Origin of the sequence: Actinoplanes sandaracinus (genome assembly GCF_030009775.1) — a bacterium.
GTDB lineage: Bacteria > Actinomycetota > Actinomycetes > Mycobacteriales > Micromonosporaceae > Actinoplanes > Actinoplanes sandaracinus.
In genome coordinates this window covers 356,332-376,234 of record NZ_JASCTH010000004.1, presented here as the reverse complement: position 1 = coordinate 376,234, position 19,903 = coordinate 356,332, and the positions used below count along the sequence as shown (strand labels likewise).

Genomic DNA, 19,903 nt, shown 5'->3' with positions numbered 1-19,903 from the left:
GGTTCTCGCTTGTGAAACTGAAGCTGGACCTGCACGACATCTTCAACAAGGGTCATGAGATCGACCGCGCCCTGCGGGGGATCATCGACGAGGCCATCCAGAAGAAGGCCGCCCTCGTCGAGATCATCCCCGGCAAGGGCAGCGGCGCCCTGAAGAAGAAGGTCCTGCGCTTCCTGGATCAGCGAGAGATCAAGCAGCTCTACCACCGGGTGGAGAAGGACGGCGACAACTGGGGCCGTCTGTTCATCCACTTCCGCCACGACGTCTCCACCGGCCGGCGCGGGCGCGGGCGCTAACGGCGGACGGCGTACCAGAGGGCGTTGGCCAGCGGTGACTCACTGCTGCTGAGCCGCTCCAGAGTGACCTGGCCGTCGCCGTCGTAAAGGCGTGTGCCACCGCCGAGCAAGACCGGAGCGGCGAACACCAGGATCTCGTCGAGGAGCCCGGCGGCCAGGAGCTGCCGGGCCACCTCGGCGCCGAGGACGTTGACGTAACGGTCGCCGGCCGCCTCGCGGGCCGCGGCCAGGCCCTCGTGCAGGTCGGTCACGAAGACGACGTCCCCCTGGGCCCGCGCCGGCGGGTGGTGGGTCAGCACGAACGTCGGCCCGTGCCAGGCGCCCTCGAAGGCGCCCTCCTTCTCCGTGCCCTTGTGCGGGTCGTCGCCGCCGAACGTGCGGTTGCCGACGAGCACTGCGCCGATCCGGGGGACCAGTTGCTCGGCCGTCGGGTTGGGGCCGAGGAACGGGGTCAGCCAGGACATGTCGCCACCGGGGCCGGCGATGAACCCGTCCAGAGACATGGTCGCCGAGTAGAGAACTTTCGCCATGCCCGCATTTCTACCCCGGGCGGGCCGGTCGCGCGCCCGCCGGAAGCGAGCGCGCGAACGGCGTACCGGCGTCAGAGGGTGTAGGTCTTGGCGACCGCGACCATCTCGCTGCTGTGCGAGCCGAGGACGCCCACGCCCGGCGGCCGTGCCTGGAAACCGGGCACCGTCGCCAGGTCGTCGCTGCCGTCCATCGCCCGGAACATGACGGGGCCGGTGCCTCGTACCGTCAGATTGATCTCCACGCCGGTCTCCGGCGGCGCGTGGAAGGCGAACCCGAAGCCCCACAGGCCGCCGTACGCCGGGTCGGCCTCGACCGGGCGGCCGCCCACCGTGGCGGCGGTGACCGTGGTCGCGGAGGCCACGTGCAGGGTGGTGAAGCGGACCGGCCGCTGCGGGTCGAGCAGCAGCCGCATCGTGCGTTCGTCGCCGGAGACGGTCTCCGACAGCAGGGTGAGCGCCGGGGCGGGCAGCGCCGCGGCCGGGGCCGGGCCGCTGCGCAACTCCTCCGAGCCGAACGCGGGAAGCCGGTCGGCGACCGTCGCGGGTGTTCCGGACACGTACCGGGCGGTCCACTCCTGCGGCGACGCCTCCTCGCTCAGCCAGCGGGCCGAGCCGTTGTCGGCGTCCAGCGCGTACATCAGGTGGGTCAGCGACGGGTGCTCGTCGTCGAACCGGTCGACGGCCAGGCCGGTCGCCGTGCACGCGATCACTGCCACGGCCGCTGCCAGCGTGGGCAGCGCGCCCCGGCGGCGGGCCCGGAGCGCTTCCATGCCGCGGGCGCCGCCGGCGGCCGGATGGATCAGGTCGGCCACCGGCAGCAGGGCGAGGCCGAGCAGCACGGTGAGGAACGCGCCGATCCCGGCCATCGGCATGCCCAGCGCCGGGAACAGCATGAGCACGGTCGGCAGCAGGATGACGACCGGGACCACGGCTCCGGCGGTGAGGACGGCGACGGCCGGCCAGGGCCGGAGGTGGATCGCGACCAGGCCCGCCACGGCGCCGGCCAGAGCCGGCAGCGCGGCCAGGTAGGAGCCGCCGGGAGTGAAGGCGGCCAGCGCCACCCCGAACACCGCGAGCCAGGCCAGCCCGGCGACGGCCAGGGCGGCCGGGGTCAGGCGGCGGCGTAGCAGGGCATACCAGACCAGGACGGTCAGGGCGCCCAGGGCGATAACCGCCAGGCGGTACCACATCGGACGGTACGGGTCGATCGGCAGACCGCCGTACTCCGGGCGGATCACCACCAGCAGCGCCCACAGGCCCTGCGCCAGCAGCGGCGCCACCACGATCGGCAGCAGCGCCGACCCGGTCGCGACGGCCAGGTGCCGTCCCCGGGCCCGGCCCTGCCGCCGGACCAGCCAGCCCAGTGCCAGCACCGCGGCCAGCGCGAGCACGGCCAGCGGCCACACCAGCTCACCCGGGTACCGCACGAGCAGTCCCGGCACCGGGAAGTACGTCGCGTCCCCGCCGTTGTCGAGCGCGGTGAGGTCGAGGCCGCCGAAGCCGCGGGCCAGGGCGAGCGCGTTGTCGCCGTGGTGTTGCAGGCTGGCGGTGTTCATCGCCTCCGGCCTGTCGGTCGGCGCGTGATAGACCGCCGCCCCGTCGATGTAGGCGGTGTTCAGCCCCTGAAAGCCGGGAGTCTCCCGGAACGGCGTGAAGTCGGTGTCGTTCGGGAGCAACCGGTAGATCTCGACCGCGAACGACGTTCCGACCGGGTACGGCACCGTCGCGTACGTCTCCACCAGTTTCCGGTTGCCCGCCGACGTCTCGAACATGATCGCCGGCCCGTCGCTGCCGCGAGCCTCCAGGTTGAGCACCACCCCGCCGTCACGAGCCAGCGGATGCTGGTCGACGAACGCCTTGGCCCCGCAGAGACAGGCCTCCTCGGCGTCGGTGAGCACCAGCACGATGTCGTTGCGCGGCCGTTGTCCGCCGGTCAGCGCCCGGGCCGCCTCCAGGATCGTGGCCGTGCCCGCGCCGTCGTCGTTCGCACCCGGCGCCACCTGCGCCGAGTCGTAGTGCGCGACCAGGAATACCCGGCCCGTCGAGGCCGTGCCGGGGATCACCGCGACCACGTTGCGGACCCGGGCCAGCCCGGTCCCGCCGGCCGACGACGAGAGCCCGGCGCCCTGCACCGACACCACGTCCTGCGCCTCGGGGGAGAGGCCGAGGCCGGTCAGGGCCGACACCAGGTGATCGCGGACCCGGTCGTTGGCGGCACTTCCCGCCGGGTGCGGGGTGGACGCGATCGTGCGTACCGTCTGAAAGGCCCGCGCGGCGCTGAACTCGCCCGCCGGCGCCGTGTCCGCCCGTGCCGCGGGAGGCTGGATCGAACGGACCGCGGCCAGGCCGGCCAGCGCCAGGACGGCCAGGACGGCGGCCGCGGCGAGACCGCGGCGTGCCGGCCGGGTGAGAGCTGAGTCACGCATGGGGACATCTAACAGTCCGGGTGCGCCCGGCGGGTACCGGAGAAGATCCATCAGCCCGTGCAATAGCGTTGTGCGGGTGACTACGCCGCTTGACCCAGCCGCCGTCATCGCGGAGTTCATCGACCGGGTGTCGCCGTACAACCGGCACCCGGACGCTTCTCCCGTTGCCGTCCTCGGCGTGCGCACCGCGCTCGGCGAAGACGTCTTCACACTCAGCGATCACGTCATCCGTGCCCTGTGCCGCGCCCTGGAGTCCTATCGGGACCCGGAGGACCGCGGTGACTGCAGCAACTGCGGTGGCCGGCATCTCGACGAGAACCTGCACTGCGCGGACTGCGGGCAGTTGCACGGCATCCTGGGCCAGGTGATCGCCGACCACGCGCGACGGGTCGCGGCCGCCGGCGACGACCCCCGGTCAGCGAGCGCGGGATGACGGAAGTTGTGCGGCGAAGCCGGGTGGTACACGATTTGCGGGTCACCTATGCGTCGAGTGGGGAATCGGAATGACGGAGCGGTCGCTCGCGCCCCGCAGATATGCGACAGATCAGATGGAGCGGCTGCGGATCCTCCTCGTCGAGGATGACGAGGGCGACGCCTTCCTGGTTCGTGAGCTGCTCAGCGAGGCGGAGGCGCCGTTCGAGCTGATCGTCGCGAGCAGCCTGCGCGAGGCCCGGGGCAAGTTGACCGGTGTCGAGTGCGTGCTCCTGGACCTGGGGCTGCCCGACGCCGAGGGCATCGACGGCCTGCGCAAGCTGCTCGCTGTCGCGGGCAGTGCCGCGGTCTGTGTGCTGACCGGCCGCTCCGACGAGCATCTCGGTGTGCAGGCGGTCGCCGAGGGCGCCCAGGACTACCTGGTCAAGGGCCAGGTCGACGGGGTCCTGCTGATCCGGTCGCTGCGGTACGCGGTCGAGCGGAAACGCGCCGACGAGAACGCCCGCCGGTTGCGCGAGGCCGAGCTGCGGGAGGCCGAGTCGGCCCGCCTGGAGCGGGGCCTGTTGCCGAAACCGCTGAAGCGCGATGACTTCGCGATCGCGGTGGAGCCGTTCTATCGCTCCGGGCGGGCGATGGGACTGCTCGGCGGCGACTTCTACGACGTGGTGCAGATCGGCGACGACCGTCTGCACGTGATCGTCGGCGACGTGTGCGGGCACGGGGTGGACGAGGCGGCGCTCGGCGTCGAACTGCGGGTCGCCTGGCGTGCGCTGGTGCTGGCCGGTGTGCCGGAGGACCAGGTGCTGCCCTCGCTGGAGCAGGTGCTGATGTCGGAGCGGCGGGCCCGGGAGGTGTTCGCCACGGTCGCGTCGGCGGTCATCGACCTGCCGGGGAACCGCGCGACCGTGTGGGTGGCCGGTCATCCGCCACCCGTCGTCCTCTCCGGTGGGCGTGCCGCCCCGGTCGCGGTGCGTACCGGAATCGTGCTCGGGGTACGTCCTGCTCCGACGCCCGCGACGGAGTTGGAGTTCACCGGACATGACTGGTCCCTGTTGATGTACACGGACGGGCTCATCGAGGGTCGCACCGGCGTGGGCCACGAGCGGCTCGACGTGGAGGGGCTGTGCAAGCTCATCGACGAGCCGGAGGCCAAGGCCACATCGCTGCGTGACCTGCCGCAGTGGCTGGTGGCCCGGGCCGACGAGACCAACGGCGGCCCGCTCACCGACGACGTCGCGATGCTGCTGATCTCTCGGGGTGGTGGCCGGTGAGCCCGCTCAGCATTCGCGGCTGGACGCTGCGGGGGCGGATCTTCGCGATCTGCGTCGCGGCCGGTCTGCTGCTCGGCGGGCTCGGGGTGGTCGCCGCCTTCACCGCGGCCTCGAACAACCGGCAGGTGGACGACATCCTCGACCGGGCCAGTCCGATGCGGGCCGCCGGCGAGACGCTGAACACCGCTCTGGTCGACCAGGAGACCGGCGTTCGCGGCTACGCGATCACCGGGCAGATCCGCAATCTGGAGCCGTACCGGAAGGGCATCGAGGAGGAGAAGAAGCGGGTCGCCGAGATCGAGTCGATGCTGAACGCGGAGGACGGTGAGATCCGCGCCTCCCTCGATCGGGTGGAGTCGCTGGCCGCGAAGTGGCGTGCCGAGGTCGCCGAGCCGCTGGTGGAGACGGTCCGCACGCAGGGCACCGAGGCGGCCCAGCAGCGGTTCGAGGCGGTCGACACCCAGGACTTCGACGAGGTTCGTGCCGCCGTGGAGGTGATGCAGGACCACATCCAGGTGCTGCGGGCCGAGTCGGCCAAGGCCGCCCGTGACTCCAGCCAGACCCTGGTGATGATCGAGATCATCGCCGCGGTGATCATCCTGGCCACCGGCGTGATCCTGCTGATCCTGCTGGACCGGCTGGTCAGCCGCCCGATCCTGCACCTGGCCGATCAGGTGCGGCAGGTCGCGACCGGCGACTACGAGCGGCGCATCGACAGCTCGTCCTACGGCTCGGCCGACCTGGTCGGGCTGGCCGACGACGTGGACCGGATGCGCCGGCAGATCGCCAGCGAGCTGAGCGAGGTGCGCAATGCCCGCCAGCAGGTCGAGTGGGTCAACCAGCAGCTCCAGTCGCAGGCCGAGGAGCTCACCCGGTCCAACCGCGACCTGGAACAGTTCGCCTATGTCGCCTCGCACGACCTGCAGGAGCCGCTGCGCAAGGTGGCCAGCTTCTGCCAGCTGCTGCAGCGCCGCTACGCGGGCCAGCTCGACGACCGTGCCGACCAGTACATCGGCTTCGCGGTCGACGGCGCCTCCCGGATGCAGCGCCTGATCAACGACCTGCTCGCCTTCTCGCGGATCGGCCGGCTCACCACCGGCTTCACCGAGATCGACCTGAACGACCTGCTCCGCGATGTGAAATCGCAGCTGGAGACGCGGGCCGGCGAGGACGCCGAGATCATCTGGTCCGGTCTGCCCACGGTGGAGGGTGAGGAGCCGCTGCTCACCACGCTGTTCGTGAACCTGGTCGGCAACTCGCTCAAGTTCCGTCGCCCGGACGTGCCGCCGGTCATCCGGATCACCGCCGAGCGGGAGGGCCGCGAGTGGCGGATCAACGTGCGCGACAACGGCATCGGCATCGAGGCCGAGTTCGCCGACAAGGTGTTCGTGATCTTCCAGCGGCTGCACGCGCGTGATGCCTACGAGGGGACCGGCATCGGACTCGCGATCGTCAAGAAGATCGTCGAATACCATGACGGACGGATCTGGCTGGACGTCGATGTGCCGGAGGGCGCGTCGATCTGGTTCACGCTTCCGGTGATTCCGGGCACGGTGGAGCCGGAAACCGCCGATAAGGAGGAGATCGCGGCATGAGCTTGGAACGGGACAACGGCACCCCGATAGAGGTGCTGCTCGTCGAGGACGATCCCGGCGACGTGCTGATGACCCAGGAGGCGTTCGAGGAGCACAAGGTCCGCAACCGGCTGACCGTCGTCTCCGACGGTGCCGAGGCGCTCTCCTACCTGCGGCGCGAGGGCCAGTACGCGAACTCGGTGCGCCCCGACCTCATCCTGCTCGACCTGAACCTGCCCCGCCGGGACGGGCGCGAGGTGCTCGCCGAGATCAAGAAGGACGACGATCTGGGCCGCATCCCGGTCGTCGTGCTCACCACCTCGTCCGCCGACGAGGACATCCTGCGCAGCTACCAGTTGCACGCGAACGCGTACGTGACCAAGCCCGTCGACTTCGACCGGTTCATCGCGGTGATCAGGCAGATCGACGAGTTCTTCGTCAGCGTCGTGAAGTTGCCGCCGCGTGCCTGATCGGGTTCTTGATCAGGTCGCCGAGCTGATCCGCGATGTCGCCCACACCGTCGTGCTGCCCCGCTTCCAGCGGCTGGCCGCCGACGAGATCCACCAGAAGTCGCCCGGTGACCTGGTCACCATCGCCGACCAGGAGGCCGAGCGGGCGCTGACCCGCGGACTCACGGCGCTGCTGCCCGGCTCGGTCGTCGTCGGCGAGGAAGCGGTCGCGGCCGACGGACGCGTCCGGGACCGGCTCGGTGCCAGCGGCGCGGTCTGGATCGTCGACCCGGTCGACGGCACCAACAACTTCGCCGCCGGGAAGACGCCGTTCTGCGTGATGGTCGCCCTGGTCCGTGACGGCGCCACCACGGCGGCCTGGATCCTCGACGTGGTCGGCGACCACCTGACGGTGGCCGAGGCCGGCTCCGGCGCCTATCGCGACGGGGTGCGGGTGAAGACCCGCACCGACGATCCCGGCGCGGCCGCCCTGCACGGTGTGGTCGCCCACAAGTACTTCCCCGACGACCTGCGGGAACAGGTCCGCGCGAACGCCACCGGGCTCGGTGGCTCCACCACCGGCAGGCACTGCGCGGGGTACGAGTACCCGGCCGTCGCCACCGACGAGCAGCAGTTCGCGATGTTCTGGCGGATCCTGCCGTGGGACCACGTGCCCGGCGCGCTGATCGTGCGCGAGGCCGGCGGCGTGGTCCGTCACCTGGACGGCAGCGAGCACCGGCCGGACGGTCATCAGCGGGGCCTGCTGGCCGCCGCCAACGAGGACATCTGGCGTACGGTCCACACCACGCTCTTCCCGGACGGCGCTCCCCCTACCGGGTGAGAGCGCGGTCACTTTCGATGGGTGCCCGCGCGGGCGGCCCGCGGATCTAGGGTGCGGTCATGGCGTCGTACCTCGAAGAGCTCTTCGGTCTGAGCGGGCGCACCGCGGTGGTCACCGGCGGCAGTTCCGGGATCGGCCGCGCGATGGCACTCGCGCTGGGCCGCGCCGGAGCGCGGACAGTGGTGGTGGCCCGCCGCGAGGCGCCGATGGCCGAGGTGGTCGCCGAGCTGCGCGCGCACGGCGCCGAGGCGGACGCGATCTCCGCCGACCTCGCCGATCGCGCGGCTGTCCGGGCGGTCGCCGACAAGATCATCGAGGGGTACGGGGAACCCGACATCCTGGTCAACTCGGCAGCCGTCAACCTGCGCCCGCCGCTCGGCGAACTCACCGACGACGAGTGGGACCTGACCCTCGCCGCCAATCTGACGGCCCCGTTCCTGCTCGGGCAGGTCTTCGGCCCGGCGATGGCCCGGCGGGGCTGGGGCCGGATCGTCAACGTCGTCTCCCAGCAGGCCTTCCGGGCGTACGGGAACAGTGGGGCCTACGGGGCCGCGAAAGCCGGGCTCGTCGGCCTCACCCGCTCCCAGGCCGAAGCGTGGTCGCCGAGCGGTGTCTGCTGCAACGCGGTCGCCCCCGGGGTGGTGCACACGCCCCTCACCGAGGCCGTTTTCGCCGATCCCACGAAAGTGTCCGCGCACGCGGGCCGTACGATGATCGGTCGCAACGGTATCCCCGACGATTTCGCCGGGTGTGTCGTTTTCCTGGCGAGTGATGCCGGCCAGGCGATAACGGGACAGACGATCTTCGTCGACGGTGGATACTCCGCCACCTGATCGATCTCCCTTTGGCCTGCTCCGACACGGTAAAGTACCGGCGCTCACGACTTGGAGGTATCTGTGGCGGCCAGTCTTCCGCGCCGGTGCACCGCCCTGCTCGCGCTTCTCGCCACCGCCTTCGCGGTGATGCTGGCCGCGCCCGCGTCCCCGGCCGCCGCCGACCCCGAAGGCGGCACCAAGAAGCTGCGCGCCGCGCTGGAGGCCGCGGCCAAGGGTTACGACTCGGCCAAGACGAAACTGGCCAACTCCAAGGCGCGCCAGAAGCAGCTCACCGAGGCGATCAAGCAGTCCGAGGCCAACGCGACCGCCCTGACCGGCCAGGTCAACACGATCGCCAACCGGGTCTACCAGATGGGCCGGATCAGCACCGTCAACCTCCTGCTCGACAGCACCTCACCGAGCGGCTTCGTCGAGCGCGCACAGAGCCTCGACGAGCTGGCCCAGACGGACGGCGCCACGCTCACCCGGTACCGCCAGGAGATCGACACCTCGAAACGCGCCAAGGTCGGGCTGGAAGCCGAGATCAACGAGCAGCAGCGGCAGCTCAACGTCATGGCCAAGAAGAAGCGCGAGGCAGAACTCGCGCTGGCCGAGGTCGGCGGCGGCGCGGCCGGCGGCTTCGTCGACGCCAACTCGGCCGCGGCAAAACCGGCGCCCCGCAACTCCGACGGGTCGTGGCCGAAAGAGTCGTGCACCGTCAAGGATCCGACCTCCGACGGGTGCATCACGCCCCGCACGCTGCACGCCTACCAGCAAGCTCAGGCGGCCGGGTTCAAGCGCTACACGGTCTGCTTCAGCGAGCGATCGTCCGGCGAACACCCGAAAGGCCGGGCATGCGACCACTCGGCCGCCGCGGGAGGCTTCGAGAACTCGGCGGCCACCGGCGCCGACAAGACGTACGGCGACCGGCTCGCCGCCTACTACGTCAAGAACGCCGACGAGCTCGGCGTCATGTACGTGATCTGGTACCGGCAGATCTGGATGCCCGGCACCGGCTGGCGTGCTTACAGCGCCGGTGGCGGGCCGGCCGCGGTGCACACCAATCACGTACACCTCTCCATGCTCTGAGTCTGCTCGGTCGATCCCTGGTCACACCGGTAACATCCCGGCGTGGAAACGAAGCCGCGTGCCCTGCCCTCGGCGTTGGCCACCGCTCTGGCCTTCGGCGCCAGCGGGGCCGTGCTGGTTCTGGAGATCGTCGCGTTGCGCCTGGTCGGGCCCTACGTCGGCGTGACCCTCCAGGTCAGCAGCTCGGTCATCGGCGTCGCCCTGGCCGCGATCGCCTACGGCGCCTGGATCGGCGGACGCCTCGCCGACAAGTTCGACCCGCGCACCCTGCTCGCCCCGGCGCTGATCCTCGGCGCCATCGGGACCGCGATCACCCTGCCGCTGGTCCGGTGGGGCGGCGAGCTGCTGCGCGGCGGCGCCGCGCCCGCCGTGCTCCTGCTCGCCGCGCTCGCCATCTTCCTGCCCGCCCTGGTGCTCTCTACGGTCGCGCCGATGGTCGTGAAACTCCAGCTCGGCGACCTGCGGGAGGCCGGTTCGGTGGTGGGCCGGCTGTCCAGCGTCGGCACCCTGGGCGCGATCACCGCCACCCTGGTGACCGGGTTCGTCTTCGTCGCCGCGATGCCGAGCAGCGCGATCATCCTGAGTCTGGCCGTCCTGCTGGCGGTCTCCGGGGCTCTGCTGGCCTGGTGGCTGCGCCGCGACGGCACCCGGCCCGACCTGCCCGGCACCCCGAAGATCCGGGCGTCGCTGGCGGCGGTGGGCCTCGTCGGCGCCGGGCTGGGCGCGGCCGCGCCGACCCCCTGCGATGTGGAGACCGCCTACCACTGCGCCAGCATCGTGGAGGACCCCGCCCGGGACGGCGGCCGCACTCTGGTCCTCAACTCGGCGCGACACTCGTACGTCGACCTGACCGACCCCACCTACCTCGAGTTCGAATACGTCCAGTGGATCGCCGCCGCCGCCGGAGTCCTGAAACCGGCCGTCCCCGCCGCCGTCGGATCGGCCGCTCCCGGCGCTCTGGACCCGGCCACCGCCCCGATCGATGCCCTGCACCTCGGCGGCGGCGGCTTCACCGTCCCGAACCTGCTGCGCGCGGTCCGCCCTGGCAGCCGCCAGCTCGTCCTCGAACTGGACGGCGGCCTCGTCGACCTGGACGAACGCGGCCTCGGCCTGAAAACCGGCCCCGACCTGACGGTCCAGGTCGGTGACGCCCGGGTCGGCCTCGCCGAACGTCCCGACGCCTCCTACGACCTGGTGGTCGGAGACGCCTTCGGACACCTGGTGGTGCCCTGGCACCTGGCCACCCGCGAGATGGCCGAGGACGTCGCCCGAGTCCTGCGCCCCGGCGGCGTCTACGCCCAGAACGTGATCGACTATCCGCCCAACCGCTTCATCCGGGCCGAGGTGGCGACGGTCGCCGCGGCGTTCCCGCACGTCGCGTTGATCTCGACACCGGCGGCGCTCGACGGCGAGAAGGGTTCGAACTTCGTCATCCTCGCCTCGCGCGAACCCCTGCCCGTCGACGCGATCAGCCCGCTGCTCGCCGCCCTGAAGGAGCCGGCAAGCCTGCTGAGCGGCGCCGCCCTCACCGACTTCGTCGGCGATTCCCACGTCCTGACCGACGACTACGCCCCGGTCGACCAGCTTCTCGCCGGCTGATCCTCGCCCTTTTCGCGGCGGCTGATCCTCGCCCTTTTCGCGGCGGCTGGTCCTTGCCGTTTTCGCGGCGGCTGACCTTCGCTGCTTCCTTGCCGGCTGGCCCTCGCTCTTTCTCGGCGGCGGGAGATGCTGCCGAGGGGGACGGGGTTGCGTTCGGGGGTGACGGCCTTTTCGCGGTGGTGACCTGGACTTCTGTCGGTGGGTGGGTTCCGATTCGGCCGCGGTTTCCGGGCGGGTTTCGCCAGTGCGGCATCGGACGGCGAGGTGCGCGGGCGAGAATCGGCGCATGGGGCGTACGGAGCGAAACGGGCACGACGGGTCGCTCCGTCTGGCCGGCCGCTATCGCCTGATCGAGAAGCTCGGCGCCGGCGGCATGTCGGTCGTCTGGCGCGGTTACGACGAGATCCTCGGCAGGGACGTCGCCGTGAAGGTGCTCTCACCACGGCTGGCCGAGGACCGCACCTTCCGCGACCGCCTGCGGCAGGAGGCACTGGCCGCCGCACGCCTCTGCCACCCGCACATCACCGGAATCCACGACTTCGGCGAGGCTCCGATCTCGGAACGCCTGACCGTCCCCTACGTGGTGATGGAACTCAACGACGGCGAGTCCGTCGGCGCCCGGCTCGGCCGGCAGGGCTCCCTCGACTGGCGCGAAGCCGTCCTGATCACCGTCGAGGTCGCGTCCGCGCTGGCCACCGCACATGCGCGAGGGCTCGTGCACCGTGACATCACACCCGCGAACGTGATGCTCACCGGCTCCGGCGCGAAGATCGTCGACTTCGGCATCTCCGCCGTCGTCGGCCAGCGGGACGCCGCCGCGGACGGCAGCCTGCTCGGCACCCCGGCCTACCTCGCCCCGGAACGGCTCGGCGGCTCCGCCGTCTCTCCCGCCACCGACGTCTACGCCCTGGGCCTCCTGCTCTACCGGTCCCTCACCGGCCGGATGCCGTGGAACGCCGGGAACACCGCCGAAGCCCTCCGCGCCCACCTCTACGCCGATCCCGACCCGATCCCCGAACTCGCGGGAATGCCGGCCGTTGTCGCCGACCTGTGCCTGCGCTGCCTGTCGAAGACGCCCGCGGGCCGGCCCGAGGCCGCCGAGGTGGCCAGGGCCCTCGCCGCGACGATCGGGGTGCGCCCGATCATTCCGCCGTTACGGCAGGGAGAACGGCAGGCGACGCCGGCGGCCCGGGCGGTCGTGCCCATCCCGGCCGCCCGGGGCGACAACAGCGGGGTACGGCAGACCGTGCGGGCCTGCCTCGGCCGGCCCGCGAGCGCCGTCGCGACCGTACGCCTCAGAGCCGGCCTGAGAATCGGGGCGGCCCTGCGCCTCGGGCCGGTGCGGCCGCTGGGTGGCGGCCTCTTCGTCGGCAACCGGCGTGGCCGCGACGTGCTCTCGGCGAACCGTCTGCGAGGCGGCCGGGACCGGAGACCGGCCATCGCCGCCCTGGCCACCGTGATCCTGCTCGTCGCCACCGTCCTCAATTGGTCGGCGCACCTCAGTGGGCCGCCGCACCGTGAGGCCGGCGACACCGCCCGGACGCACGCCACCGCCGGCGCCCCGCCCGCCGACGGCCGGGAACGAGTCCACTGCACGGTTCGCTACCAGGTGCGACGCGACTCCGGCGCCTACTTCGAGGCGCGGCTGAACGTGGCGACTACCGCGACGTCGGACTGGCGGGTCGAGTTCTCCTACCCGGGTACGCAACGCCTGGCCGCGACCCCCGAGTCCGTGGCGCAGAAGGGCCGCCGCGTGGCGGTGAACGGGCGGGGCCGGGTCGGCACGTTCACCCTGCACGGGGGATACCGCGACCGGAACCCGCTGCCGCTGTCCTTCGTGCTGAACGGCGAACCGTGCCGGGCCGAGGTCATGGGCGGTGTCACCCGCGGTTCGGCCGGCGACGGCTCGGTCAACGCGGCCACCGTCGAGGAACCATCGACCGAACGGGAGACCGCCCAGGAGCGGAAACGCCTCCCGAGCCGCCGTGGCGGCAACCCGCGCAGGAACCCGGTGCCGGCCCCCGCCGACGGAGACGTCAACCCGGCGCCGAAACGCTCGGCCGGCTTCTCCCTGGCGTTGTGAGCCTCTGCTGCGATGCGGCGGTCTTCGCCCGGGTGGGTGTGAGCCTCTGCCGCGACTCGGCAGTCTCCGTCCCGGTTGACTTCCGCCCGGGGTTGGCTGGCCCAGCCCGCCGGAAGGATGATCCGTCGATAGGGTCGACGTCATGACAAGACTCGCAGTGGTCACCGGCGGCGGCACCGGGATCGGCAAGGCGACGGCCGGCATGCTCGCCGGCGAGGGCTTCGACGTGATCATCGTCGGGCGCCGGGCCGAGGTCCTCGACGATGCGGTGAAGTGGATCGGACCACAGGCCACCGCGGTGGTCGCGGACGCCTCCGACCCGGCCCAGGTCCCGGCCGTGGTCTCAGCCGTAGCCGGTCGCGCGGTCGACGTGCTGGTCAACAACGCGGGGGCGTATGTCAGCGGCGACGACAGCACCCTCGACGGAGTGGCCGCCCGCTGGCGGGCCACCCTCGACTCGAACGTCCTCTCCGCGGTCCTCATGACCACCGCGCTCCTTCCGCACCTGCGCCGCCCTGGCGGCAAGATCATCCTGACCAGCTCGATCGCCGCCCAGCGTGGTGGCGGCGGTCCCTACTCCGCGGCCAAGGCCGCCCTGCACGGGTACGGCCTGGACCTCGCCACCTCCCTCGGCGCCGAGGGCATCACAGCGAACGTCATCGCACCCGGATACGTCACCGACAGCGAGTTCTTCGCCGGCCGGATGACCCCGGAGGGCCACCAGAAACGCGTCGACGCCAGCGTGCTCAAGCGGGCCGGCACTCCCGACGACATCGCCGAGGCCGTCCGCTGGCTGGTCGGCCCGGGCGGCGGCTTCGTGACCGGCCAGATCATCAACGTCAACGGCGGTTCCGTTCTGGGCCGCTGACCCGTCCCCAACCCGGACGGGCTCGTCACCCAAGCGGCCAGCCCCATGCTCGGCGAACTGACCGCCGCGCGCCCATCTTCACCAAGTGGGCCGTTCGCTGTGTGCCCGGGTCCGCTGGGCGGACCGTTCGCTGTGTGCCCGGGTTCGCTGGGTGGGGCCGTTCGCTGTGTGCCCGTCTTCGTGTGGCGGGCCGGTCGCTGCCGTTCGCCTTGGGCTGGCGGTGCAGCTCACGGCTGGGTGGGGCCGTTCGCTGTGTGCCCGTCCTTGTGCGGCACGGCCGTCATGCCGTTCGCCCGGCATCGCAGCTCACGGCTTCACGGTGTCGCTCGGCGCGTGCAGTTCCGCTTGGTCAGGCCCGCCCCTCCCATGGCGGCCCTGGTCCCACCGAACCGGTCATCCCGTGCCGTCGGTGAATCGGCCCTCGTCGGCCCGGTTGGTGCGGAAGCGCAGCCCCGACCAGCGCTCGTCGATGACGATCTGCCCGCACGGGCGCATGTCAAAATCGGCCACGATCGGCCACAGCGAGTCCTGGTCGATGTCGGCCTTGTTGCCCTTCGGATAGGCGATCCAGAAGGCGCCGGGCTTGTCCAGGTCAGCACGATGATCCTCCAGTTGTCTCCGCACGCCGGCGGTGTCCTCGGCGAACAACACCGCAGTGCTCGCGGTGGCCAGGGTGCCGGTCTCCCGTACTCCCTCCGGCATGGGAGTGAGCAGCGGGAGCCGGGCCGGTTCGTTGATCCACACGGTCGAGTTGGGCTTGATCAGCAGTTTTTCGGCGATCGTTTCGGTCATGTCCTGAGGTTTCCATTCACGCGGCGGCCGTTCGCCGCGTTCCGCCAAGGCATCCCACCTCGGTGCCCACCTGCGGCCACCCACTGCGCACTCCGGTGACCGCACAGCGAAGGTGCGCCGCCTCAGCACCGGTCCGATTCGGCATGGTCACCAGCAGGACGGCACGGTCCGGCCGGCAGCGTTGTCCCGGCCGGGCGGCGTTGTCTCGGCTGGGGTGTCCCGGGGGTGTTGTCCGGCTGGGCGGTGTAGTTCCGGGATGGCGTTGTCTCGGCTGGGGTGTCCCGGGGGTGTTGTCCGGCTGGGCGGTGTAGTTCCGGGATGGCGTTGTCTCGGTTGGGGTGTTGTCCGGCTGGGCGGTGTAGTTCCGGGGGATGGCGTTGTCTGGGTTGGGTGTTGTTCAGGGGCGGCGTGGCCAAGGCCGGAAGGTGTGGGCCGGCTGGACGGTGTTGTTCCGGGACGGCGCAGTCTCGGCTGGAGGGCGTTGTTCCGGCTGCGCAACGTTGTTCCAGGGCGTCGGCGCAGCCACGGCCGGACGGTGTCGGCCCGGCTGGACGGCGTTGGTTCAGGACGGCGCGGCCCTGCCGGAGAGCGTTGCCTCGACCGGACAGCGTTGCTTCGGCCGGACCGCTCTGGCTTGGCCGCCGGACAGCATTCGCCCCGAGTGCCACCCCCGAGTGCCACCCCCGAGTGCCACCCCGGGTGTCGGGTTGCCGCCCGTCCGGGGTGGCACCCGCCCGGCTGCCGCCCGTCCGGGTGGCTACCGCCACCGGACCGGGGTGCCACCGATCCGGGATGCGGCCAGAGCCCTCTCAGGCACCGGCCGGGTGCGGTCGGCACTCCTCTGCCAAGGGTGCCGACCGGGTGAAGGCGCGCGCCCAATCCTGAAGCGTCGACCGAACGCCGCCACCCTCTTGTGAGTGAGGTGGCCCGGTGCGGCCATATCTCCCGATCGAACCCGCGAACCCGCGAACCCGCGAACCCGCGAACCCGCGAACCCCCGAACCCGCGAACCCGCGAGGACGCGAGGACGCGAGGACGCGAGGACGCGAGGATGCGAGGATGCGAGGGGACGGCCTAGTGCGGCCCTCCGAGGGTGGCCTGGTGTGGCCGGCGCCTGCGTCCGTCAGGCGCCGGCCGCTGGGGGGAACGGGCCGGTCAGCGACCGGCCCGCCTGGTGGTGGACGCGGCCCGGCCTCTGCGGGTTTGACACCGCTGCGCGCCGGAACGACGCGGCCGACGGCCCGTGCCCCTCCCAGCGGCCCGACCCTCTGGGCCGTCCATCTGCTTGACGTCTGCACACCGACTCCCGAACTCCGATCCGCTGGAACGTGCAGCAGCATGGCCGATCCGCCGGAACCGCCGCTCGAAACCAGCGGCCGGCCTGTGGACAACTCCCCGCTGTGGATAACTCGGGGTAGATCACCCCGGGCTGATAGACATGCCGGGTGACTGAGACGACGGGGACGACGGCAGGCACGGCCGAGCGAGCGGCGGTGCGGGAGCGTGCCGAGGAAGTGCTTCGCCGGCTCGCCGGTGAGCACGCGGTGCTCCGGGAGGACCAGTGGCGGGCGATCGAGGCGCTGACCGTGGACCGGCGGCGCGTGCTGTGCGTGCAGCGCACCGGGTGGGGCAAGTCGGCGGTCTACTTCGTGGCTACGGCGCTGCTCCGGGCCGGTGTCACGGCCGAGTCCGGTGACCGGCCGGCGGGTCCGACGGTCATCGTGTCGCCGCTGCTGGCGCTCATGCGCAACCAGGTCGACTCGGCTGCCCGCGCCGGCATCCGGGCGCGCACCATCAACTCGGCGAACCTCGACGAGTGGTCGCTGATCGAGCAGGAGATCCGCGCCGGCGAAGTGGATGTGCTGCTGATCAGCCCGGAGCGGTTGAACAACCCCGACTTCCGCGACAATGTGCTGCCCGGTCTCGCCGGCAGCACCGGCCTGCTCGTGGTCGACGAGGCACACTGCGTCTCCGACTGGGGGCACGACTTCCGCCCGGACTACCGGCGGCTGCGGACCTTTCTGGCGGGGCTTCCCGCGCGTACCCCCGTGCTCGCGACGACCGCCACGGCGAACGCCCGCGTCACCGCCGACGTCGCCGACCAGCTCGGTGACGCCTTGGTCCTGCGCGGCACGCTTGAGCGTGATTCGCTGCGCCTCGCCGCTCTGCGCCTGGAAAATCCCGCGCACCGGCTGGCCTGGCTCGCCGACAACCTGGAGCGGCTGCCGGGTTCCGGCATCGTTTACACCCTGACCGTCGCGGCGGCCGCCGAGACCGCCGAATTCCTGCGTTCCCGGGGCTTCGAGGTGGCCTCATACACCGGCCAGGTGGAGGACGCCGAGCGCCGAGCGGCTGAGCAGGATCTGCTCACCAACAAGATCAAGGCGCTGATTGCGACCTCCGCGCTGGGGATGGGCTTCGACAAGCCCGACCTGGGGTTCGTCGTTCACCTCGGGGCTCCGCCGTCGCCGATCGCCTACTACCAGCAGGTCGGCCGCGCCGGTCGCGCGGTGGAGCACGCCGAGGTGGTGCTGCTGCCGGGCCCCGAGGACACCGCGATCTGGCGTTACTTCGCCTCGCTCGCGTTCCCGCCGGAGGACCAGGTGCGCGCGGTGCTCTCCCGCCTCTCGCCGGACCAGCCGATGTCGACCCAGGCCCTGGAGCCGCTGGTCGATCTCCGGCGGACCAGGCTGGAGCTGATGCTCAAGGTCCTCGATGTCGACGGCGCGGTCCGCCGGACCCGCGGCGGCTGGCTCGCCACCGGCGAGCCTTGGACCTATGACGAAGCTCGGCTCCGACGCGTCGCCGAGGCACGCGAGGCCGAGCAGAAAACCATGATCGAGTACGCCGTGACGACCGCCTGCCGGATGGAGTTCCTCCGCCGGTGTCTCGACGATCCTGAGGCCGTCCCTTGTGGACGGTGTGACAACTGCGCCGAGCCACTGTTCGGCACCGAGGTGTCTCCGGTCTCGCTGGCAGCGGCCGACGCCTTCCTGGGCCGACCTGGCGGTGAGATAGCCCCGAAGAAGATGTGGCCCACCGGCCTGGCCGCGGTCGGCCTCACCCTGAAGGGCCGGATAGCCCCTGCCGAGCAGATCGAACCGGGCCGGGCTGTCGGCCGTCTCTCCGACCTCGGTTGGGGCAACCGCTTGCGCGCGGCCGTCTCACCGGAGTCTCCCGACGCTCCGATCCCCGCCGACCTGGCCGGTGCCGTGATCGAGATACTCAAGGCCTGGGCCAGGGGTGATGATGCTTGGAAAGAGCGTCCTGCCGCTGTCGTGGCAGTTTATTCACAGCGTCATCCACAACTTATCCACAGCCTCGCCGAGCACATCGCCACCGTCGGCCGCCTCCCGATGCTCGGCTCTCTCGAACCCACGAACCCGGCCGCTCTCACCGGCTCCGGCACCCATCGCGGCAACAGCGCCCAACGGGTGCGTGCCCTGCACGACGCTTTCACCGTGCCGCCGCGGCTGGCAGCGGAGCTGTCCCAACTCGCCGGCCCGGTTCTCCTGGTCGACGACCTGACCGACTCCGGCTGGACGCTGACGCTGGCCGGCCGGGCCCTCCGCAAGGCCGGCGCCCCCGCTGTCCTCCCGCTGGCTCTGGCCATAGCCGGCTGACATTCTCGGCCCAGGCTGTTCGCCCTGGCTGACATTCGGCCAGGTTGTTCGCCCTGGCTGGCATCGTTGGCGTGGGCGGTTGGTGCTTGGTGGTCTGGGCCGTGCGTTAGTGCTGGTTGCCCGCGCTTGTGCGAGGCGGTCTGGTGGCTGGGTGGTCCGGCCCCGCCCGTTCGCTCCGGCCGCCGCACGGTAAGTGCGGCGGTGCGAGAGTCTGTTCATGTCCTACGGGTCATGTCCTACGGGCCGCGCCGTCATCTGCATCGCGCTGGCCACGCGTCCTCAGGTCCAGCCTCGCAGGCGTGCCAGAACCTCGTGTTCACGCCGTTGATGCGATGGCCACCAGAAGATGTTGATGCGGTGACCACCAGAATCGGTGGCTGTTGCCTCAAGATCGCGAGTTCGGGCGGGACGCGGCGCGGGGCATGCGCTTGCGGCATTCGGTCTGAGGGCTGGGGCGTGCGCGGGAGTTGCGGACGGGAGATGGCTGCGGGGTTGCCGGAGTCGGGCGGTCAGTGCGTGTCGAGGATGGCGTTGCGGGTGGGGCGGCGGTCGATCTCCATGAAGCGGTTGGCGCCGGCCAACTCGACGAAACCGGAGCGGCGGTAGACCTCGTGGGCGTCCTTCGTGGCGAGCAGGAAGCGCTGGATTCCGCGGTCCGAGAGGTCGGCCAGGATGCTGTCGATCAGCCATTTCCCGAGGCCGTGACCGCGGTGGTCCTGGTCCACGAAGACGTCGCAGATCCAGGCGAAGGTGGCGCCGTCGGTCACCGCGCGGGCGAAGGCCACCTGCTCGCCATCGGCAGAGTTGAAGACGGAGTAGGGGAGGGAACCGTCGATGGAGCGAGCCACCAAGTCGTGCGAGCGGCCGGCCGCCCAGTAGGACTCCTCGGCGAGCCAACGGTGCACCCGGGTGAAGTCGACGCGTTTCGGGTCTGTGGTCAGTGCGTACCCGTCGCGTACCAGGTCTTCCATCGAACTGCTCCTTCGTCATGTCTCCGCAAAGGGCCGGTCGCATGGTGTCACAGCAGCCTGCCCACAACATCGGCGAGGCGGGGCCGGCCGCCCGGCCCCGGTGGATGCGCCCGGCGGGCCTGCCTGGTCTATGGGTGGGTGAGCCCGGGAGGCTGCCCCGCTCGGGTGGTGTGCCCGGCGGGCTGTCTGGTTTATGGGCGTTGTGCTCGGGAGGTTGTCGGGCTTCGGGTGGGTGGCTTCGGCG

16 protein-coding genes are annotated in these 19,903 nt (G+C 71.3%); 12 read left to right on the top strand and 4 right to left on the bottom strand.

What is annotated here, in order from left to right:
• Nucleotides 1–11: 11 nt before the first annotated feature.
• The gene (locus tag QLQ12_RS08580) at nucleotides 12–296 is read left to right on the top strand and encodes a Smr/MutS family protein (RefSeq protein WP_282758429.1); all 285 of its coding nucleotides are present in this window, start codon (nucleotides 12–14) and stop codon (nucleotides 294–296) included.
• Here the strand turns inward: QLQ12_RS08580 and QLQ12_RS08575 are convergent.
• Together QLQ12_RS08575 and QLQ12_RS08570 are read right to left on the bottom strand one after the other, a co-directional pair.
• Nucleotides 293–826 (bottom strand): dihydrofolate reductase family protein, encoded by a 534-nt coding sequence (locus QLQ12_RS08575; RefSeq protein WP_282758428.1) that lies wholly within the window; start codon nucleotides 824–826, stop codon nucleotides 293–295. The genes QLQ12_RS08580 and QLQ12_RS08575 overlap by 4 nt on opposite strands.
• 71 nt (nucleotides 827–897) lie before the next feature.
• Complete coding sequence (locus QLQ12_RS08570; RefSeq protein ID WP_282758427.1) at nucleotides 898–3,252, bottom strand: M28 family peptidase; 2,355 nt, start codon at nucleotides 3,250–3,252, stop codon at nucleotides 898–900.
• Nucleotides 3,253–3,328: 76 nt separating this feature from the next.
• Here QLQ12_RS08570 and QLQ12_RS08565 point away from each other — a divergent pair, with 76 nt between their 5' ends.
• From QLQ12_RS08565 to QLQ12_RS08520, 10 genes are all read left to right on the top strand, one after another.
• A complete protein-coding gene (locus tag QLQ12_RS08565; protein ID WP_282758426.1) occupies nucleotides 3,329–3,685 on the top strand; it encodes a hypothetical protein in 357 nt (118 codons plus the stop codon).
• Nucleotides 3,686–3,755: 70 nt separating this feature from the next.
• Nucleotides 3,756–4,955 (top strand): PP2C family protein-serine/threonine phosphatase, encoded by a 1,200-nt coding sequence (locus QLQ12_RS08560; RefSeq protein ID WP_282758424.1) that lies wholly within the window; start codon nucleotides 3,756–3,758, stop codon nucleotides 4,953–4,955.
• Nucleotides 4,952–6,550 carry a sensor histidine kinase gene (locus QLQ12_RS08555; protein ID WP_282758422.1) on the top strand — a complete coding sequence of 533 codons (1,599 nt, stop codon included), beginning with the start codon at nucleotides 4,952–4,954 and terminating at the stop codon, nucleotides 6,548–6,550. Before QLQ12_RS08560 ends, QLQ12_RS08555 begins: the two co-directional genes overlap by 4 nt.
• On the top strand, nucleotides 6,547–6,999 hold the full coding sequence (locus QLQ12_RS08550; protein ID WP_282758420.1) for a response regulator: 453 nt from the start codon (nucleotides 6,547–6,549) through the stop codon (nucleotides 6,997–6,999). Before QLQ12_RS08555 ends, QLQ12_RS08550 begins: the two co-directional genes overlap by 4 nt.
• Complete coding sequence (locus tag QLQ12_RS08545) at nucleotides 6,992–7,819, top strand: inositol monophosphatase family protein (protein ID WP_282758419.1); 828 nt, start codon at nucleotides 6,992–6,994, stop codon at nucleotides 7,817–7,819. The genes QLQ12_RS08550 and QLQ12_RS08545 overlap by 8 nt, the downstream gene beginning before the upstream one ends.
• Nucleotides 7,820–7,878: 59 nt before the next feature.
• The gene (locus tag QLQ12_RS08540) at nucleotides 7,879–8,652 is read left to right on the top strand and encodes an SDR family NAD(P)-dependent oxidoreductase (RefSeq protein WP_282758418.1); all 774 of its coding nucleotides are present in this window, start codon (nucleotides 7,879–7,881) and stop codon (nucleotides 8,650–8,652) included.
• 63 nt (nucleotides 8,653–8,715) lie between these two features.
• Nucleotides 8,716–9,723, top strand: a complete 1,008-nt coding sequence (locus QLQ12_RS08535; protein WP_407651435.1) for a coiled-coil domain-containing protein — start codon at nucleotides 8,716–8,718, stop codon at nucleotides 9,721–9,723.
• Nucleotides 9,724–9,765: 42 nt separating this feature from the next.
• A complete protein-coding gene (locus tag QLQ12_RS08530) occupies nucleotides 9,766–11,322 on the top strand; it encodes a fused MFS/spermidine synthase (protein ID WP_282758417.1) in 1,557 nt (518 codons plus the stop codon).
• A gap of 286 nt (nucleotides 11,323–11,608) precedes the next feature.
• Nucleotides 11,609–13,405 carry a serine/threonine-protein kinase gene (locus QLQ12_RS08525; protein WP_282758415.1) on the top strand — a complete coding sequence of 599 codons (1,797 nt, stop codon included), beginning with the start codon at nucleotides 11,609–11,611 and terminating at the stop codon, nucleotides 13,403–13,405.
• Between the two features lie 142 nt (nucleotides 13,406–13,547).
• Complete coding sequence (locus QLQ12_RS08520; RefSeq protein ID WP_282758414.1) at nucleotides 13,548–14,273, top strand: SDR family NAD(P)-dependent oxidoreductase; 726 nt, start codon at nucleotides 13,548–13,550, stop codon at nucleotides 14,271–14,273.
• A gap of 393 nt (nucleotides 14,274–14,666) precedes the next feature.
• Here QLQ12_RS08520 and QLQ12_RS08515 read toward each other — a convergent pair whose 3' ends face one another.
• The gene (locus QLQ12_RS08515; protein WP_282758412.1) at nucleotides 14,667–15,065 is read right to left on the bottom strand and encodes a hypothetical protein; all 399 of its coding nucleotides are present in this window, start codon (nucleotides 15,063–15,065) and stop codon (nucleotides 14,667–14,669) included.
• Between the two features lie 1,445 nt (nucleotides 15,066–16,510).
• On the opposite strand from QLQ12_RS08515, the gene QLQ12_RS08510 reads away from it, so the two are divergent.
• Nucleotides 16,511–18,688 carry a RecQ family ATP-dependent DNA helicase gene (locus QLQ12_RS08510; RefSeq protein WP_282758411.1) on the top strand — a complete coding sequence of 726 codons (2,178 nt, stop codon included), beginning with the start codon at nucleotides 16,511–16,513 and terminating at the stop codon, nucleotides 18,686–18,688.
• A 509-nt stretch (nucleotides 18,689–19,197) separates the two neighbouring features.
• Here the strand turns inward: QLQ12_RS08510 and QLQ12_RS08505 are convergent.
• A complete protein-coding gene (locus QLQ12_RS08505) occupies nucleotides 19,198–19,659 on the bottom strand; it encodes a GNAT family N-acetyltransferase (protein WP_282758410.1) in 462 nt (153 codons plus the stop codon).
• Nucleotides 19,660–19,903: the final 244 nt, after the last annotated feature.

What these genes read in the sequence shown, in the direction of transcription:
- QLQ12_RS08575 (WP_282758428.1), bottom strand. Translation starts at nt 826, where the DNA reads ATGGCGAAAGTTCTCTACTCGGCGACCATGTCTCTGGACGGGTTCATC.
- QLQ12_RS08570 (WP_282758427.1), bottom strand. Translation starts at nt 3,252, where the DNA reads ATGCGTGACTCAGCTCTCACCCGGCCGGCACGCCGCGGTCTCGCCGCG.
- QLQ12_RS08560 (WP_282758424.1), top strand. Translation starts at nt 3,756, where the DNA reads ATGACGGAGCGGTCGCTCGCGCCCCGCAGATATGCGACAGATCAGATG.
- QLQ12_RS08550 (WP_282758420.1), top strand. Translation starts at nt 6,547, where the DNA reads ATGAGCTTGGAACGGGACAACGGCACCCCGATAGAGGTGCTGCTCGTC.
- QLQ12_RS08540 (WP_282758418.1), top strand. Translation starts at nt 7,879, where the DNA reads ATGGCGTCGTACCTCGAAGAGCTCTTCGGTCTGAGCGGGCGCACCGCG.
- QLQ12_RS08525 (WP_282758415.1), top strand. Translation starts at nt 11,609, where the DNA reads ATGGGGCGTACGGAGCGAAACGGGCACGACGGGTCGCTCCGTCTGGCC.
- QLQ12_RS08520 (WP_282758414.1), top strand. Translation starts at nt 13,548, where the DNA reads ATGACAAGACTCGCAGTGGTCACCGGCGGCGGCACCGGGATCGGCAAG.
- QLQ12_RS08515 (WP_282758412.1), bottom strand. Translation starts at nt 15,065, where the DNA reads ATGACCGAAACGATCGCCGAAAAACTGCTGATCAAGCCCAACTCGACC.
- QLQ12_RS08505 (WP_282758410.1), bottom strand. Translation starts at nt 19,659, where the DNA reads ATGGAAGACCTGGTACGCGACGGGTACGCACTGACCACAGACCCGAAA.